At 41.2% G+C, this 16,209-nt stretch carries 15 protein-coding genes and 2 pseudogenes; 16 read left to right on the top strand and 1 reads right to left on the bottom strand.

Annotated features, from left to right (window positions below; genetic code table 11):
• Positions 1-23: 23 nt before the first annotated feature.
• The 4 genes from J6836_RS00770 (at position 24) to J6836_RS00785 (ending at position 4,974) form a co-directional block, all read left to right on the top strand.
• The gene (locus tag J6836_RS00770; RefSeq protein WP_219246027.1) at positions 24-3,206 is read left to right on the top strand and encodes a phage tail tape measure protein; all 3,183 of its coding nucleotides are present in this window, start codon (positions 24-26) and stop codon (positions 3,204-3,206) included.
• A gap of 92 nt (positions 3,207-3,298) precedes the next feature.
• Complete coding sequence (locus J6836_RS00775) at positions 3,299-3,976, top strand: hypothetical protein (RefSeq protein ID WP_219246028.1); 678 nt, start codon at positions 3,299-3,301, stop codon at positions 3,974-3,976.
• A 145-nt stretch (positions 3,977-4,121) separates the two neighbouring features.
• Positions 4,122-4,775 (top strand): DUF1902 domain-containing protein, encoded by a 654-nt coding sequence (locus J6836_RS00780; RefSeq protein WP_219246029.1) that lies wholly within the window; start codon positions 4,122-4,124, stop codon positions 4,773-4,775.
• Position 4,776: 1 nt separating this feature from the next.
• Positions 4,777-4,974, top strand: coding sequence for a type II toxin-antitoxin system HicA family toxin (locus J6836_RS00785; RefSeq protein WP_219246030.1), 198 nt, complete (start codon positions 4,777-4,779; stop codon positions 4,972-4,974).
• Between the two features lie 26 nt (positions 4,975-5,000).
• Here the strand turns inward: J6836_RS00785 and J6836_RS00790 are convergent, their stop codons facing one another.
• Complete coding sequence (locus tag J6836_RS00790; protein WP_219246031.1) at positions 5,001-5,255, bottom strand: Arc family DNA-binding protein; 255 nt, start codon at positions 5,253-5,255, stop codon at positions 5,001-5,003.
• An 87-nt stretch (positions 5,256-5,342) separates the two neighbouring features.
• On the opposite strand from J6836_RS00790, the gene J6836_RS00795 reads away from it, so the two are divergent.
• The 12 genes and pseudogenes from J6836_RS00795 to J6836_RS00845 all read left to right on the top strand — a co-directional run bounded on the left by J6836_RS00795 (position 5,343) and on the right by J6836_RS00845 (position 16,203).
• The gene (locus tag J6836_RS00795) at positions 5,343-5,510 is read left to right on the top strand and encodes an Arc family DNA-binding protein (protein ID WP_219246032.1); all 168 of its coding nucleotides are present in this window, start codon (positions 5,343-5,345) and stop codon (positions 5,508-5,510) included.
• Between the two features lie 157 nt (positions 5,511-5,667).
• Positions 5,668-5,841, top strand: a pseudogene (locus tag J6836_RS23305) (ORF6N domain-containing protein); the annotation flags it as partial.
• A gap of 162 nt (positions 5,842-6,003) precedes the next feature.
• Positions 6,004-6,219, top strand: a pseudogene (locus J6836_RS23310) (phage antirepressor N-terminal domain-containing protein); the annotation flags it as partial.
• Positions 6,220-7,054: 835 nt separating this feature from the next.
• Positions 7,055-7,609, top strand: coding sequence for a hypothetical protein (locus J6836_RS00805; protein ID WP_219246034.1), 555 nt, complete (start codon positions 7,055-7,057; stop codon positions 7,607-7,609).
• The gene (locus J6836_RS00810; protein WP_219246035.1) at positions 7,602-7,793 is read left to right on the top strand and encodes a hypothetical protein; all 192 of its coding nucleotides are present in this window, start codon (positions 7,602-7,604) and stop codon (positions 7,791-7,793) included. Before J6836_RS00805 ends, J6836_RS00810 begins: the two co-directional genes overlap by 8 nt.
• 64 nt (positions 7,794-7,857) lie before the next feature.
• Complete coding sequence (locus tag J6836_RS00815; protein ID WP_196732901.1) at positions 7,858-8,322, top strand: hypothetical protein; 465 nt, start codon at positions 7,858-7,860, stop codon at positions 8,320-8,322.
• A complete protein-coding gene (locus J6836_RS00820; protein WP_219246036.1) occupies positions 8,319-8,801 on the top strand; it encodes a DUF1833 family protein in 483 nt (160 codons plus the stop codon). The genes J6836_RS00815 and J6836_RS00820 overlap by 4 nt, the downstream gene beginning before the upstream one ends.
• A 9-nt stretch (positions 8,802-8,810) precedes the next feature.
• Positions 8,811-9,191 carry a nitrite transporter gene (locus J6836_RS00825; protein ID WP_219246037.1) on the top strand — a complete coding sequence of 127 codons (381 nt, stop codon included), beginning with the start codon at positions 8,811-8,813 and terminating at the stop codon, positions 9,189-9,191.
• Positions 9,188-12,280, top strand: coding sequence for a host specificity factor TipJ family phage tail protein (locus J6836_RS00830; RefSeq protein ID WP_219246038.1), 3,093 nt, complete (start codon positions 9,188-9,190; stop codon positions 12,278-12,280). The genes J6836_RS00825 and J6836_RS00830 overlap by 4 nt, the downstream gene beginning before the upstream one ends.
• Positions 12,281-12,345: 65 nt before the next feature.
• Positions 12,346-14,610 (top strand): hypothetical protein, encoded by a 2,265-nt coding sequence (locus J6836_RS00835; protein ID WP_219246039.1) that lies wholly within the window; start codon positions 12,346-12,348, stop codon positions 14,608-14,610.
• A gap of 208 nt (positions 14,611-14,818) precedes the next feature.
• On the top strand, positions 14,819-15,580 hold the full coding sequence (surE, locus tag J6836_RS00840) for a 5'/3'-nucleotidase SurE (protein WP_219246040.1): 762 nt from the start codon (positions 14,819-14,821) through the stop codon (positions 15,578-15,580).
• Positions 15,577-16,203, top strand: coding sequence for a protein-L-isoaspartate(D-aspartate) O-methyltransferase (locus tag J6836_RS00845; protein WP_219246041.1), 627 nt, complete (start codon positions 15,577-15,579; stop codon positions 16,201-16,203). The genes surE and J6836_RS00845 overlap by 4 nt, the downstream gene beginning before the upstream one ends.
• Positions 16,204-16,209: the final 6 nt, after the last annotated feature.

Genomic DNA, 16,209 nt, shown 5'->3' on the forward strand with positions numbered 1-16,209 from the left:
TCTTTTTTCTAGAGGAAAGTAAAATGGCAGAACAAACTTCACGCCTTGCGATCATATTAGATAGTTTAGGCGCTCAAAAAAGCTCAGAGAGCCTAGCAAGCGCATTGGGCAGGCTAACACAGCAAGGAGAAAGAGCTAGCGACTCAACAGATAATTTAAGCGTTTCATTTAAACGGCTAGCAACATCCGCAGCAGGGGCTTTATCAATAGGTGTTGTGGTCAAGACTGTTGATGAGTGGGGGCAGGTTGCCGCGCGTATTAAGAATGCTTTGAAGTCTGTTGAGGGTGATATTAAAAACTACTCAATGCTTCAAGAACGCTTTTTAGAAATTAGTAACCGTAATGGTAAAAATATTGCTGATACGCAATTGTTATATATTGGCGCTGCCACTTCAATGCAGGAGTTGGGATATAGCACAACTCAAACCGTCGATTATATCGAATCGCTCTCATCCTCAATGACTGCGAATGCCTCAAGTGTCAATGAAGTCCTGTCGATGCAAAATGCGCTAAATAAAGCAATGGTTGCAGGCAAAGTTGCAGGCGAAAACTGGAACTCAATAATGAATGCAACGCCTACCTTACTTGGCGATATTGCAAAAGAGTTAGAAAAACAAAACGGCGGCATTAAAGTTACTGAGATGGAAGTCAAAAAGCTAGCTGCTGACGGTAAGATTTCGTTTAAGCTGTTTGCTGATGCGGTTATGGCTGCAAAAGATGCGAATAATGCGCTAGCAGACAGTATGGATAACACTGTTGCAGATGGCTTTACTCGGGTTACAAACTCGGCAAAAGCCTACTATGGGGAAATGAACCAAAACTTAGGTATAACTCGTTCCATTTCAGCAGGACTGGCAATCTTAAGTGATAACTTTGGTTCGGTTTCTACAGTGTTAACTGGCATTATCGGTATTGGTGCTGCTCGTTATTTTGGCGGATTATCTACAAGTATATTTCTTACAACTAAAGATGTGATTAGTAATACAGCGGCAACATACGCTAACGCAGCTGCACAAAGCAGATTGGCAGCAGCGGCCTCTCTCGCTAAAGGGGCTTTAGGGTTAGTCGGTGGCCCAGCCGGTGCCGCCATGCTTGCAGCGGGTGCAATTTTTTATTTTTATCAAAAGGCTGAGCAAGCAAAAGAAGAAGCAATGGCACTTGCTGATAAAGTAGACCAGCTTAGGGGTAGCTTTAATAAGCTCAACACAACTCAATTAAAGGGAGTGATAGCAGATTCAGCAGATAGCCTTGAAATTTTAAATGATGAGCTAGAAGCTTCAAACAACCTTATTGCAGGCAGGGAGCTTGAGTATAAGAAAATAGAAACATCCCTAATCCATTTTGGGAATAGAGAGCAAGATTTAGCTAAAAAACGTAGGGAGATAGATCAACAAAGAAGGGTAAGTGCAGACTTAGAGGCTAAAATAGCTAACGTCACACGATTGTCAGCGGATGCCGTGAATGAACTTAATTCCCGACTTTCAGAAGGGAAAGCTATATTTGAGGCATCTACAGCCAAGGGAAATAGTTTGGCTCAAACAGTAGGCTTAATGGCAGCCAAATTCAGAGAGGCTGCAGATGCAAAGGCTGCTCTTGATAATCAGATGAGCAGTAAGCCATTAGATTCATCAGATGCCGCAGCTTATCTTAAGCAATTAGAACAGCAAAACGAATTACTTAACATTCAAGACTTGCGAAAAAGAGCAATCAGAAAGGCGCTAATGGATGCGGAAAAAAATGGCGCATCACCTGGGCAAATTGCAAGTATAGAAGCTGCCGCTGGTAAATATTTCGACCTATCAAAAGCTGAAAGCGATAGGCTAAAGCTTCTAAACAAAACCTCCACCTATTCTGAATCAGCCGCGCAGAAGCGATTATCTAACCTACAGGAACAAAATGCCGCACTTAAACTTCAAAGTGAAATTAGCGATAAACTAGGTACACAACAGCAAGCATTGGTTAAGTGGAATCAAGAAATTAAGGATATTGAGGATAAGCAAGCCAAAGGTAAGTTAACGACTGACCAAAAATCACTATTAGCCAATAAAGCACTGATTACGGCTGAGTTAGAACGCGCCGCCGAATATGAAAAAATCATTCAACGCAAAGAAGCTGAAGTAAAGATAGCTGCCTACAACAAGCAACTCATGGAAGAAACCGCACAAGCACAACGAGCTTATAATATTGAGCTGCAAGGCGCTGGTATTGGTAATTTAGCACGTAGCCGGTTACAGGAAAGGTTACGCCTCGAGGAGGAATATCAAAAGAAACACGCGGCATTAACTGCCCAATATAATGATGCTTCATCTGGCATTACCCAAGAAATGTATGAGAAAGAAACTCAAATCATTAAAGGTGAATTAGATAAGCGTATTTTAATGATGCAGGGCTACCACGCCGAACAGGATTCTTTACGCCAGAATTGGCAGATTGGAGCGCAAGAGGCTTTAAGAAATTATATAGATAGTTCAAAGGATTACAGTCAGCAAGCTAATGACATTATCACCAATAATTTAAATACTCTCACGGATGGCCTTAGTAATTCATTTACCAATATGCTAACCGGAACTCAATCATTTACTGAATCATTAAGAAACATGTCAGCAGATTTGGCTAAGTCTATTATTAATGATTTAATCAAGATAGCGATACAAGCAGCTATTACCAACTCACTAACAGGCTTTTTCGGTGGAGGCAGTGGTGGCTCTGTGAGTATTTTTAATGCGGGATTAAAAGGGCTTGGATTTGCTAATGGCGGTCTTGTAGAGGGCTTTGCAGGTGGTGGTTATACAGGTAAGGGGGGTAAATACGACCCTAGAGGTGTAGTCCATGCTGGCGAGTTCGTATTCACGAAGGAAGCTACGGAAAAAATCGGCGTTCCAAACCTTTACAAGATGATGAATACCGGAAGTATCCCGATGGATGCATTGAAAAACGATCAATACGCCATGAAGAATATTCATCCGGCCAACCAGACGACGAATAATAGTAATGAAGAGTCAAACACTCAGATAATTCATGTTAATCCAGCACCAATAACGGTGAATGGTAATCCTGATGATAGAACTATCGCCCAGCTTCAAGCAACGCAAAAACAAGCGGTTAAACAGGCAATCAATGAGATGACAGATCAGTTAGAGAGAGCTAGAGGTAAATTTGGGAAGACTATGCACGGGTTGTACCCTAACCGGAAGTTAAAAAATTAAATAGTGACCAATAAGGCAGTTATCTGCCTTTTTGCTTTGTTTTGCCAGCCTATTTAGTTAACATAAATAAAATTTAACTAGTGGGGTTAGGGATGAAGAAGGTTATATTGGCTTTTATTGCTGTTGTTTTAGTTAGTGGCTGTACATCGACAAAATATAATTATATGCCAAAGGTGAAAAATATTAGTGAGCCACCTATTGGCAGTGTAAATACAGCTTATGTAGGTGATTCTCTGCTTAAGCAGGGGATCATGAGTGAGTATGAAGGCATAAAAGTTACTGCTCCGGCTCGTGTATCGTGGACATATACAATCACATCTGGTGTATTTAAAAAAATAGGGGATAGTACAGAAGGTGAATTTTACTTCCCTGCTGGTACGATAGATTCTGGTACAGTAGATAAAGCAGCTATTGCAGATCCATGGAAGGCAATAATGGTGAAGGCGAAAACAAAAGAGCTATGCGTGATTACTGCTTTCGGTGTTGCGGTTTGTGAGTCTAATATGCCATATGAAAAGACAATGCTGAATGTTGCTAATGATAATTCATTCCAACAAACTCTATTGTATAACGGTAGAGTTGGTAACAAGATAAATATAGGCTATAGAGAGGCATCGAGCAACATGGCTAGACCTGCGTTCAATAATGACGTCGAGTATGACCTTTCCGAATCAAAAGTCATCGGATATAAGGGGGCGAAAGTTGAAGTTATGGACGCAACAAATCAATCAATAAAATACAAAGTTATAAGTAATTTCAACAATCAATAGTTATCAAGTAAGCCCCATACGGGGCTTTTATATTGCCCGTCCTTGGGCTGGATGGTGGGTGTTCCTTGGTTCGAAAAATAAACAAATGTTCTCTTGGTGTAAAATATGATCTATCATAAAGGTATAGATGCGTCAGGAGGTAATTATGGGTGCAGCTGTTTATAGAACTAAATTCGGGAGTGTGGAAATAAAATATGTAGCACTAAATCACGAGCTATATGTTTCCCGTTCTGATTTGATAGAGGCTGTTCGTGCTTGCTGTACGGACTATGTAAAACCAGTAGCTAATAGGCTTGTAGATAAATATATGGAGATGTTTGCTGATTCATATGACAGTAAATGTGCAAAATTAAGCGAAAGTAACATAGGTCCAGTTATTCACTTCCATGCAGCGGGTAACTTATTAGATACAATGTCTGATTTTAATTACACTGATGATAATGAGTTAATTGAATCAGGTAGAAGAATAAGAGCTTTATTTTTATGGCTTGCTGATTCTTCATATAATGCTAGTTCTTATTTTGGGATGACGATTTTAGATACGTTAGGTTCTGTTAGAAATAGACTGGATAGGCACTCACCACCGTTTGTTGTTAGGGTCATCCATGATGGAGTTTGGATTGGTGAATGTGATGATCTTGGGTTAGTTACAGAAGCAAATTCATATGACGAACTAACTAGTAGAGTTTGGGAAATAGCTCCTGAGTTATATGCAGAGAACGGTTTAGGGAATTCAACTGACGGCATGAGAATTAAGTTTGTTCAAGAGCAGTCATCTGACTCAAGGATGGCACTTTGATATGGGATCTGGATTATATCCTGAGCTAACAAATATACTTCTAACTAATGGGTGTTATTTCGTAAGGCAAGGAAAGGGAAGCCATGAGATATGGCGAAGTGACATCACAAATAAATCATTTAGTGTCCCATATTCAATAGTGTCAAAGCACACTGCCAATGCAATCTTAAAGCAAGCTGGTTTAAAAGAAAAAATATAATCAATATGGAATAGCCCAGTTCAGGGCTATTTTTTGTCATTTTCGTATAGTTTAACCAATGTGTTGAAAACCATTCTTTTGACTTCTTCGGCCTGGTGGTCGGCAAGTTTTTCTGTGTCACTTCGGTAGCCTGAAAAAATAGGTGGTTTCTCAAGTGCATCTAAGACTATCTGCAATAGCTCAGCATTAAATGATCTACCATTAGATTTAGCTCTATATTTAAGCTTCTCCCTCACCTCATGAGGCATCCTGAAGGAAAATTTTGGGTCGTCTCTAGCCATTCTATTAATCCTTTCTATATTTATTGACATGATAGGATGATGCTATTATATTCTCAATAAGGCCACGGTGGCCTATAAGGAGAAAATATGAAAGGAGCAAGCAGAATGCCTCAGCTTAACTTCCGCTGGCCTCAAAAAGATATAGATGAAGCGAAGGAATGGGCTGAAAGTGTTGGAAGGTCATTAAACACAGAAGTTAACAGGATTGTTATGGAGTACATCAAGGAAAGAAAGATAGCTATGCAAAAGCAGTGAAGCCCCAACTACTAGGAATAGTTAGGGCTTCGATTTTGTCAGAGTCTTAGGAGAAACCGACATGAATAATGTAGCAAATATTAATGATGTGAGCAATTCAGTTAAGGCGACACCATCAATTTTACATAGTGGTACGCCAGTTATTACTACTGGAATTATGGCTAAGCTATACGGAACGGACGAAGTAAATGTAAAAATGAACTTCTCGCGTAACGCTGATAGATTCATAGAGGGAAAACATTATTTTAAGTTGGAAGGCGTTGAACTTAAAGTATTTAAGGACAGAGTAACTGAAAGTTACCCAGTTAAATTTCATGACCAAATAGTAGGGAAGAGAGCTAGAAGTCTAACGCTATGGACTGAACGCGGAGCCGCACGGCACGCTAAAATGCTAGATACAGATCAGGCATGGGATGTTTTCGAGGCGTTAGAGGATTTCTACTTTACAAAGAAAGACAATTCGCAGCGTAAAGCTAAACAAATTGCTGGATGCCTTACATCAGAGCAGCAAGAGGTAATCAAACAACTTGTTTTAAATCGCGGCAAAGCATTACCAAAAGATAAACAAGCAAAAGCAATGATTACTATGTGGTCGTCGCTAAAAAGTCATTTTGGTTGCACGTACAAAGAAATTGATAGCGATAAGTTCACAGAGGCATTATCACTGGCTGCGCGTGTTCCACTTGAGGGTGAGTATTTACCGAAGCAAACAGAGCAATTCGTTAATTGTCGCGTACTTCACCACTATGACGACAAAGGCGCGATTATTAAATCTGAAATAGCAGCAGACGACGAGCAATTAACTAGCCCGAAAGTATTTGCTGATTTAGCCGAAAGTCGCGGTTATGTCATGGTTAAGAAAGATGATATTTACTGTGATTCGACAGTTAGCGCTAACGTCAATGCTGCCTATGGGAATTTTAAAATACTGAAAGAAATCTGGTATGAAAAAATCAATCCATTCTTATCAACATTCTCACCCGAAATATCATCACAGGTCAGCGGTGCAATGGGTAATGTAGATGGCCCTATCTACTTGGCTAAATTAAGTCTAACGCCAAAATTACCAGCCTAACCACCCAGCCCAAGGACGGGCTATAAATTCACATCGACACACGCCTCTTAGCTAAGGTCTTTCAGTAAGGATTGGAACTAATGATTTTTTTGATATTCAATGTATTAACTTTCGTCTTGCTTTTCTATTTGGGGTTATCTCATTCAGTAAAACGAAGTGGGTGTAAAATACCCCCGCTGGGAATGATATCTATCTTCGCACTTCCGTCATGGATGAAAAATAGACGATGGGTGATATGGGAGAGAAGACAGTTGTTTCTTGATGATAGAGAATCCCACGGGTTATATACCGCATACCAATGGGCAAAGGTAACGTATCAAAAGCGCTTGGTACAGGCTGGAACACTAAACGCAAGACGGGTTGAGCTATATGGATTGATAATGGACTTTATTCATTAACTGACGAGTTGGCTGGCATCCCTAGTTGCTGTTTTAAAATTAAGCATTAATATCTTCAATAGGGGGTGTTAATGAAAACACTGAAAGAAATTGTTTATAGAATAGCAATGCATGAGGCTGGTCATTGGATTTCATGGAGAGCGAAAGGTGGCACATCAGAAGGGATAGAGGTACAAGTCTTCTCTGTAACTGGTAGGTATACTGGCGCCTCAATGCCAATTCTAAAGTGGGAAATAGATAACTTAGGTGATGTTGAGGAGTACCTAAGAGCCAGAATGATAACATTATTATCAGGTGTTTATGCAGAAGCTTTTGATGGTGATAACTTAAAAGCTGAAGTAATAGATAAGGAATTTTCTCCTAGTGGAAGTTCATGGGTTGATTATCTGAAAGTAATTGATGAATTAAATCTATACTGCTGCATTAAAAAGTCGCATGACTTAAAGTCTAAAATTGGCGCTGAGGTAGAGCAGGAAGCGGCAACAATAATTGCTTCTAATTATGAATTAATAAAGAGAATAGCTATGAAATTTTCTGATATGGCAGAGTTTGAGGGGCAGAAGTTATTCCTTAGTGAAATGGAACTTGTGAGTATAATTAGCAATAAAGGTGGTGCATATGAGTAACGTAAAATTAGAAATATTAGTAGATTCATCATCTATTGATGTAGCGATCAGTAAAATACAGGAGCTTAAAAAAGAAATCAGAGAGCTCAATAGGTTATATAATACTGGTAACATACTAGGGCAAACTCTGAATTCAGTTTATAAAGATACGCATGATCATAATGAGCCACAAATAAAGGCATAGTTATAAAAATAGTAAAGACCGCCGCTTAATTGCGGTTTTTTTATATCTAAAATCCGAGGATAGCATGACAGAAATAACCTATCCGCATGACTATCTACCGCTACCACAGCAAGAAGGTTATGCATTTCAACCTGTATCACCGCTAAGGCGAACCCAGTTAAGTTCAGGGCGTGCAAGACAGCGCAGGGCTTATACATCCACACCAACAAATGCGTCAGTATCGTGGTACTTCGAGAAAGACCAACAGGCACAATTATTTGAAGCATGGTTTCGTGATGCATTAAGTGATGGTGCGGCTTGGTTCTTGATGAAATTACAAACTCCACTGGGTGTTGAACTGTATAAATGTCGCTTTATGGATATTTATGATGGCCCCACTTTAGCTCCGCCAAAACACTGGAAATTCTCGGCAACGCTTGAATTATGGGAAAGGCCTTTATTACCGAAAGACTGGGGGCTTTTCCCTGATTATATTGCCGAGAGTGACATTATTGATATCGCATTAAATAGGGAGTGGCCTGAAGCATGACAATACTTAATCGGCTCTATGCCTCTGGCGGTTCAGAGGTGGAAATTGAAACCCTGCAAATCAGGGTTGGTGGCAAGGATTACTGGCTAACAAGAGGTTGGGAGGATGTCGAAGCTAAGCTAGAAGATGGGCGATTGGTTACGTTTATTGCCTGTGGCATTGATATCGCCTTACCTGCTCGCAATGCGGATGGAACGCAAGATTTAAAGTTTGCTATTAGTAATGTTGATGGGATTGTGTCAGGTGCAATACGTGATGCTTTAGATGATTTGAGCAGCGCAGAAATTACCTATCGTAAATATCTTGATGTCGATTTAACTGCACCAGTTCAACAACCTTACACCTTGGCTATTAAATCAGGCTACTGGACAGCAGTTGAAGTACAGATAACTGCTGGCTATATGAATATTCTTGACACGGCTTGGCCTCGTCACCGATACAACCTCGCTGAACATGCAGGGCTGCGTTACCTTTCATAAGGAATTTCCATGTTGAATATTGATAAATACCGTTCTGTTATCTGGCAGAAGGGCGGGCGAACTTACCCTAATTTAGACTGTTACGGCATTGTGCATGAGGTTCGTAAAAACTTAGGACTGAATGAGTGGCCATTATTTGAAGGGGTAACAAAAGACGATAACGGACTTGATATTGAAGCTAAAGAAATGGCGAAAAAGGTTGAGCTTTGTAGTCCCAAAGAAGGCGCGGTAGCGGCTTGCTACTCTGGCAATATGATTACCCATGTCGCAATTGTCATTAGTGTTAACGGACTTCTACATGTAATTGAATGTAACCCTAAAAACAACATCACCATTCTTCCCTTATCGCGATTTGAGCGACGATTCACTAAAGTGGAGTATTACCAGTGACAATACGAATTTACCCTTCAAAGCTGCAAGGCGAACCATTAGAGACGCATGAGCACGGTAATACAACGTTACACGAGTGGTTAACTAAAAACGTGAACGGGTATCGCAATGAAGATAAGCAACCGATTTGCATTGAAGTGAATGGTTGCATGGCTTTGCCAGAATCATGGAAAACGCTAAATATCTCAACTGATTCGGATATCAAAATATACCCAATTCCTTATGGATTTGAGGCAGCAACAATTGGTTGGATAGCAGTCGGAATTGCCGTGGCCACTGCAGCTTACTCCATCTTCATGATGCAAAACATTGATGTTGTCGGTTATTCATCTTCGGGTAATGGCGACCAATTAGAGCTTAATCCAGCAAAAGCAAATAGTGCAAAACTGGGTGATCCAATCCGTGAAGTATTTGGTCGTTATCGTATATTTCCAGATTATCTCGTGCAGCCTGTCAGTAGATTTGACAAGAACGACCCTAGAATTTATCGCACTCAAATGTTCCTGAGCGTGGGGCGCGGCAACTTTTCTATCAATGCCGCTAATATCAAAATCGGCAACACGCCTATTTCTTCTTTCGGTGATGATGTGAGCTATTCCATATATCAACAGGGGGTAGATATATCTGGCGATGAGCGCTCACAAAACTGGTACAACTCGACTGAAGTCGGGACGACAACAGCAGGAACAACAGGGCTAGATTTAAGCTCAAGCGCACCGAAAAGCGTCAGTGTTAATGCGGAGGCGGTTGCTCTGTCTGGAAATGCTTTAACTATGATTAATGCCACATCCAGCGATGAAAATGCTGCGGATGATTCAACAATACCTGAATCATGGAAAGAGGGGAGTGTCATAACTATAGAAGCACCTGACAATTTCACGGTTAAAACCGAGGGCGGTTATAGTGTTATTTATGGTGATATGAGTGAATTAGACCCTCATATGGGCAGACAAATCACCTTGGTTTTTAATGATAACAATTATGACTTATTTGTTAATAGCTATACTCCTCGCCAGCCTCCTGTAGCAGGTGTTGGCGGTTCTGCTTCAACGATTGAGTCTAGCGAATCACCGCAAACTTATGATTTTACATTGTCACCTGAAACGTTTTCTATTTCATGGAAGGGTGCTGATTACTACATATCTTTAATAACGGATTACGTCACAATGAGCGGTCTGATTAATGCGATATCCACTCAGCTTGTTGGTTCGGGTTTGATCGCTTGGGATAGCTCAGGGCGAATATTAATTACTGAGGAATCTAGTCCTTACTCCGGCAGCGTCATAGAAACCTCTGACTTACCAATTTCGCTATTTGGAAGTTCGCCCGTGATTACGCGAGGAGAGGCTTCCACCGGCGGCTCTCCGGCTATTGATGCACATATCAAGCTTGCATATAACAGCGCAAATGGAACGCCATTTATCGGCCTACCAGAAGGCATTCAGAGAATAAGTCTTGGGTTAAAGGGAAATCAATACAAAATTACGTCAATTGATGGACTTACCATTACAGTGCTGCGATTCACGATTGAAAAAGATGAGGCAGGTAATGAAATTACAGTGATCGATACTAGCTGGCAGGGGTTTAGACCTCGAACTCTTTTAGATTACAGTGTAACGGGCGTTAATGATGAATATAACTGGATAGGGCCATTCCTTGCTTGTCCTGACAGTGAAACAACTGACCATTTAGAAATGAATATTGTCTTTCCTGCGGGACTGGCTTCTTATGATAAAAAAGGTCGACGTGGTTCGCGAGAGGTTAAAGTGGCTGTTCAGTATCGAGCGGTCAATGATGAGAGCTGGACAACAAAAGAGTTTCGATACAGTCGGAGTACAGAAGACCAAATCGGATTTACTGAAGTGTTTGAACTTCCAGCGCAAGCACAGTATGAGGTTAGAATGCGGCGGGTATCTGACGTTGGCGGGGGTAGCACAAGAGACCAGTGTCACTGGCAAGCATTAAGGGCGCGATTGAAAGCTAGTCCGCGAAGTTATGAAGGGATAACGACAATAGCGGTAACAGTCAGAACAGGAAACCGCCTAGCAGCCCAATCAGACCGCCGAATAAACATTATCGCAACTCGGCTATATGGGAACAATGCATCGAGAAGTATCAAGGGTGCGCTTTACCATGTACTTAACAGCTTGGGGATGGATAACACTAAAATTGATGGAATAGCGATTGATGAATTGCACGATACATACTGGTCGCCTCGAAATGAATTATTTGACTGGTCATCAGAAAGTAGCAGCGATTCAGCGCTTAGTGTATTACAAAAAATTTGTAACGCAGGAATGGGGTATTTCTTATTATCAGACGGACTGGCTTCTGTTGGACGAGAGGGAGTTAAATCATGGACAGGTATTATTAGTCCGCAAGAAACGACAGAGGATTTACAGACTGCGTTTTCTGCACCATCGCAAGATGATTACGATGGGGTCGACGTGACTTATATTAATGGCACAACGTGGGCTGAAGAGACCATCCAGTGTCGAACTGAAAGTAATTTAACGCCTAGTAAAATTGAAAACTATACCCTTGATGGTGTTTTGAGTCCTGATATAGCCTACCGATTAGGTATGAGAAGGCTCATGAAGTATCGCCAACAGCGGTTAACGTTTTCAACATCAACAGAGCTAGATGCACTTTGCTACAACATCGGGGATAGAATTGTTTTAACAGATGATATTCCAAGTAGTGAAACAATGAGTTGCTTGATAATAGACATGGAGTATGACCAGCAGAAAATCACGTTGCAAGTCAATGAGCCACTTGATTGGGGAATCGATGAGCCTCGCTGCTTGATACGCCTCCAAGATGGCTCGGCATCAAAACTTTTAAATCCCTGCCAAGTCGATGAATTCACATTAACAATCCCGTATGACGATGAATTATCCCCTGAATCTTGGGTTATGAATGACCCGTATATTGAGCCGTTGAGGTTAATTTTCTGTTCATCAAAACGCGTTGGCTACGACGGCATTATCCAAGAAATATCACCAAGCTCAGATGGCACATGCCAAATAACAGCAAAAGAATACAAAGATAGTTTTTACCAATATGACGACGCTGAGTATTCAGCTTAACTAATCCATCAATAAACAAAATAGACCTCGCTTCGGCGGGGTTTTTGCATTTATAGAGGTCATGAATGACTACATACAATACTGGCAATAAAGTAGGCTCGGCAGCAGCCAAAGACTTGTTCGATAATAGTGAAAATTTTGATAAGGCGATAAATGACAGGGAAAGTGAAATTTGGGTCGATAGACTCGGAGTTGAGCGCGTTAGTTTATTTGGTGCAGAAAAGAAAAACGAAAGGCTTGTTGAAAAATTCAGAATCGAATCAGAACAAGCCCTGCTCGCCGCTGGTTATGCTCCAGCAGGAACATTCCAAGAAGGCGCTGAAGTTGTTAGTCGAAATGGAACGGTATTATGGAAATTGCCAGATGGTGATGGCGACCACTACCGCTGGGATGGTGATTTACCGAAACAGGTTCCAGCGGGCTCAACTCCACAGTCAACTGGTGGTGTTGGTAAAGGCGCTTGGGTTAGCGTTGGTGATGCGAGCTTGAGGTGCGATCTTAGCAAAGGTGACGGGTCACTAATTGGAATTGGAACTGGAACACTAAGTGACGCTCTATACTTTATAAACCCGCGCCAGTTTTTACACTCATCACCAGACCACTCTACTGCTTTCATTAACGCAATAGAGCAATTAAGGATCAGAAAAGGCCTCCTTGTCATTGACCGTGATTATCACTTTACTAAAACAGTCGAATTCCCAGAAGGTGCTGATATTGTAGTTAAAGGGTATGGAAAGCCGGTTATAACGGGCGATAGAGGGATATTGTTATTCGGTCAGCATGTTGACCTTAAGTCCTTAGATATTTCAGGCATTGTTTTTGACGGTCAATTCGATAGAACAGGGTTAACCTATCCGTATTATCCTAATTCCGCTGCACCAATGGGTGCTAAATGGGCGTTTGTGAGTAACTTTACATCTAATGCAAAAATAAAATTTCACGACAATGAGTTGCGAAACTTTTACGAGCTGCCATTTGCTACTCTCAATAACACGAATGAAGTTATTTTTGACAATAACATTCTGTGGAAAACAAAAGACCCCGGCTTCGTTAATTGTGAAAAAGTTGTATGCACAAATAACAAATCTTTTTATGGGCACGATAATGGGCTGTCTATCTCTAGGGGTAACAGAAATGTACTCGCTTACGGAAACTACCTGTTTAGTCCAGCATTTTTGGGTATAGCGTGTTACGGTTATCCTGTGAATGGTTTCGAAGAACGAGGGCCAGATAGGTTTAATGTATTTAGTAATACAGTTTTATTTTCAGGGCAAGCTGGATTATCAAATGTGAGAGGGTCAACAAACGGCTCTGTGCATGATAATCAATTCTATTATTCTGGAATTTATCTTGATGTTGATGCATTTGAAGAAGTTATAAGTATAGATAATGCATCAGTGACGTTTAACGTTTCAAGCGCATCACGATTAAGTACAGGTACGAAACTCGCATTCTTACATAAAAGCGGTATGTGTTTTCACTTTGCATCAATTGTCAGCATTAGTGGAAATACAGTCACTATAAATACGCCAGCAGATAGGGATTACAACGAATGCAAATGTGTGTTGGTACAGTATAACGGTAGCGCGCAGGGATATATTGCAAGCGGAACGCAAGCTAAAGAATATGCTGAAGGATTAAAGATTCATGATAACCTATTTTATGGGTTTGCAAGAATAGGTGCGCAATTAGGGACAAATACTGGGTCGATGAGAGATAGCTCATTTACGGACAACATTATTAAGAAAGATAAACCGATATTTGACGCGGCTGTGATTGGGATTGTAATTGATGACGCAAGGAATGCTGATTACAGGACATCAAACGTTGACACAAAACGCAATAAAATACACTTAACTGGGAATGCAAATAACGTCGGCATTCGCTATCAGCCCATTGACGACTCAGATTTGTCATATTGTGATATTTCAGATAATGAAATCATTGGCGTTCCCAATAAAGATAGGGTTATGCAGGTTCCTTTGCGCTATAGGCCAAGCGCAAGACAAAGAGGGGTTAACAGCATTGCATCATCTAAAAACAACACCGTAGGCATTGGTGATTATACTTTTAGCGCTGGGATTATGTCCGTGTCCGGTACATATATTCGAGTTAATAGTGCATCAGCAATCACTGTTACTGAATTTAATCATGAATTGCCACACACTCTGCATCCCGAGTTCATAATTGAAAACTCAGGTGGACAAGATATAACGATATCTCACCACGTCAGCAAGATAAGAACAAACACAGGGGGTGCGCTTGTATTAAAACCTTATCGCACAGCAAGATTTATTCTTGCATCAGAAGGTGTGTATCAGCAGATATAGAACCACTGTGCCGAAATTGTGACACAAAAATGAGAGGAATAGATAAAAATAGCAAACTAGCCTAATCACATAATAGTGTTATATCATTAACGTGACGCTGATAGATTTTAGAGTCATTTTATTGGTCACGAAAAGTTTTTAGGATAACAGGCAGGACAATATCCTTGAAATTAAAAATAAACTTCAATTACATCAATGGATAATGTCGATGCTAAAGATTTTATTGAGTAATGACGATGGCGTAAATGCGCCAGGAATTCAAACTCTTGCGGCTGCGCTACGCCAATATTATCATGTTCAAGTGATTGCACCTGACCGCAATCGCAGTGGGGCATCTAATGCACTGACATTAGATAGGCCGCTAAAAATTCAAACATTAAGCAACGGTGACCTTTCTGTTCAAGAAGGGACACCAACTGACTGCGTATACATCGGTGTGAATAAAGTTGTTCGTCCGCGTCCGGATATTGTCGTGTCGGGGATCAACTGCGGCCCTAATTTGGGTGATGACGTGATCTATTCAGGCACCGTGGCAGCCGCAACGGAAGGCCGTCACTTAGGGTTACCTTCGATTGCGGTTTCGCTAGATGGTGAAGTCCATTATGAAACGGCGGCAAAAGTGACTTGCGACATTCTTGCTATGCTACAAAAGAACCCGTTACGTGCAGGGAATATCCTGAATATCAATGTGCCAGATATCCCTTATGAAGAACTCAAGGGCATCAAAGTTACGCGCTGTGGTAGCCGCCATGCTGCGTCAGAAGTGTATAACCTTGAAGATCCTAAAGGGAATATGCTTTACTGGTTAGGGCCTGTTGGCGAAATTCGCGATGCAGGGCCGGGGACCGATTTTGAAGCCGTCCAAAATGGTTATGTTTCTATCACACCATTACAGGTCGACTTAACGGCATATAAAGCGCATACGTTAGTCGAAGAGTGGTTGGAGAAATCAGGAGTGACAGTAAAATGAAAACAGGGCTCATGAAAGAACTCTTGGCACAATTGCGCCAACAGGGAATTCACGATGAGCGCCTATTGGATGCCATTTCACAAGTTCCTCGTGAACGGTTTGTGGATGAAGCGCTCTCACATAAAGCCTACGATAATATCCCGTTACCAATCGGTCACGGGCAAACTATTTCACAGCCGTATATTGTCGCAAAAATGACGGCGTTACTGTCGTTAACAGCCAATGATAATGTTCTGGAAATTGGCACTGGTTCGGGGTATCAAACGGCAGTATTAGCGCATCTTGCGCACCATGTTTTTTCAGTTGAACGCGTTAAAAGCCTACAATGGACAGCTAAACGTCGGTTAAAACAGCTTGATCTGCATAATGTGTCTACGCGCCATGGTGACGGCTGGGAAGGGTGGCAATCCAAAGGCCCATTTGATGCGATTATTGTCACCGCAGCACCAACAGAAATCCCGACTATGTTATTAGGGCAAATGAAAGATGGCGGGCGCATGGTATTACCTGTCGGGGATAAAGAACAGTCGCTGAAGTTAATTACTCGACGAGGTAACGACTACCATGCCAATGTTATTGAAAAAGTGCGTTTTGTGCCACTTATTGCGGGTGAGCTACTTTAATTTATT

Source organism: Providencia sp. R33 (genome assembly GCF_019343475.1).
Lineage (GTDB): Bacteria > Pseudomonadota > Gammaproteobacteria > Enterobacterales > Enterobacteriaceae > Providencia.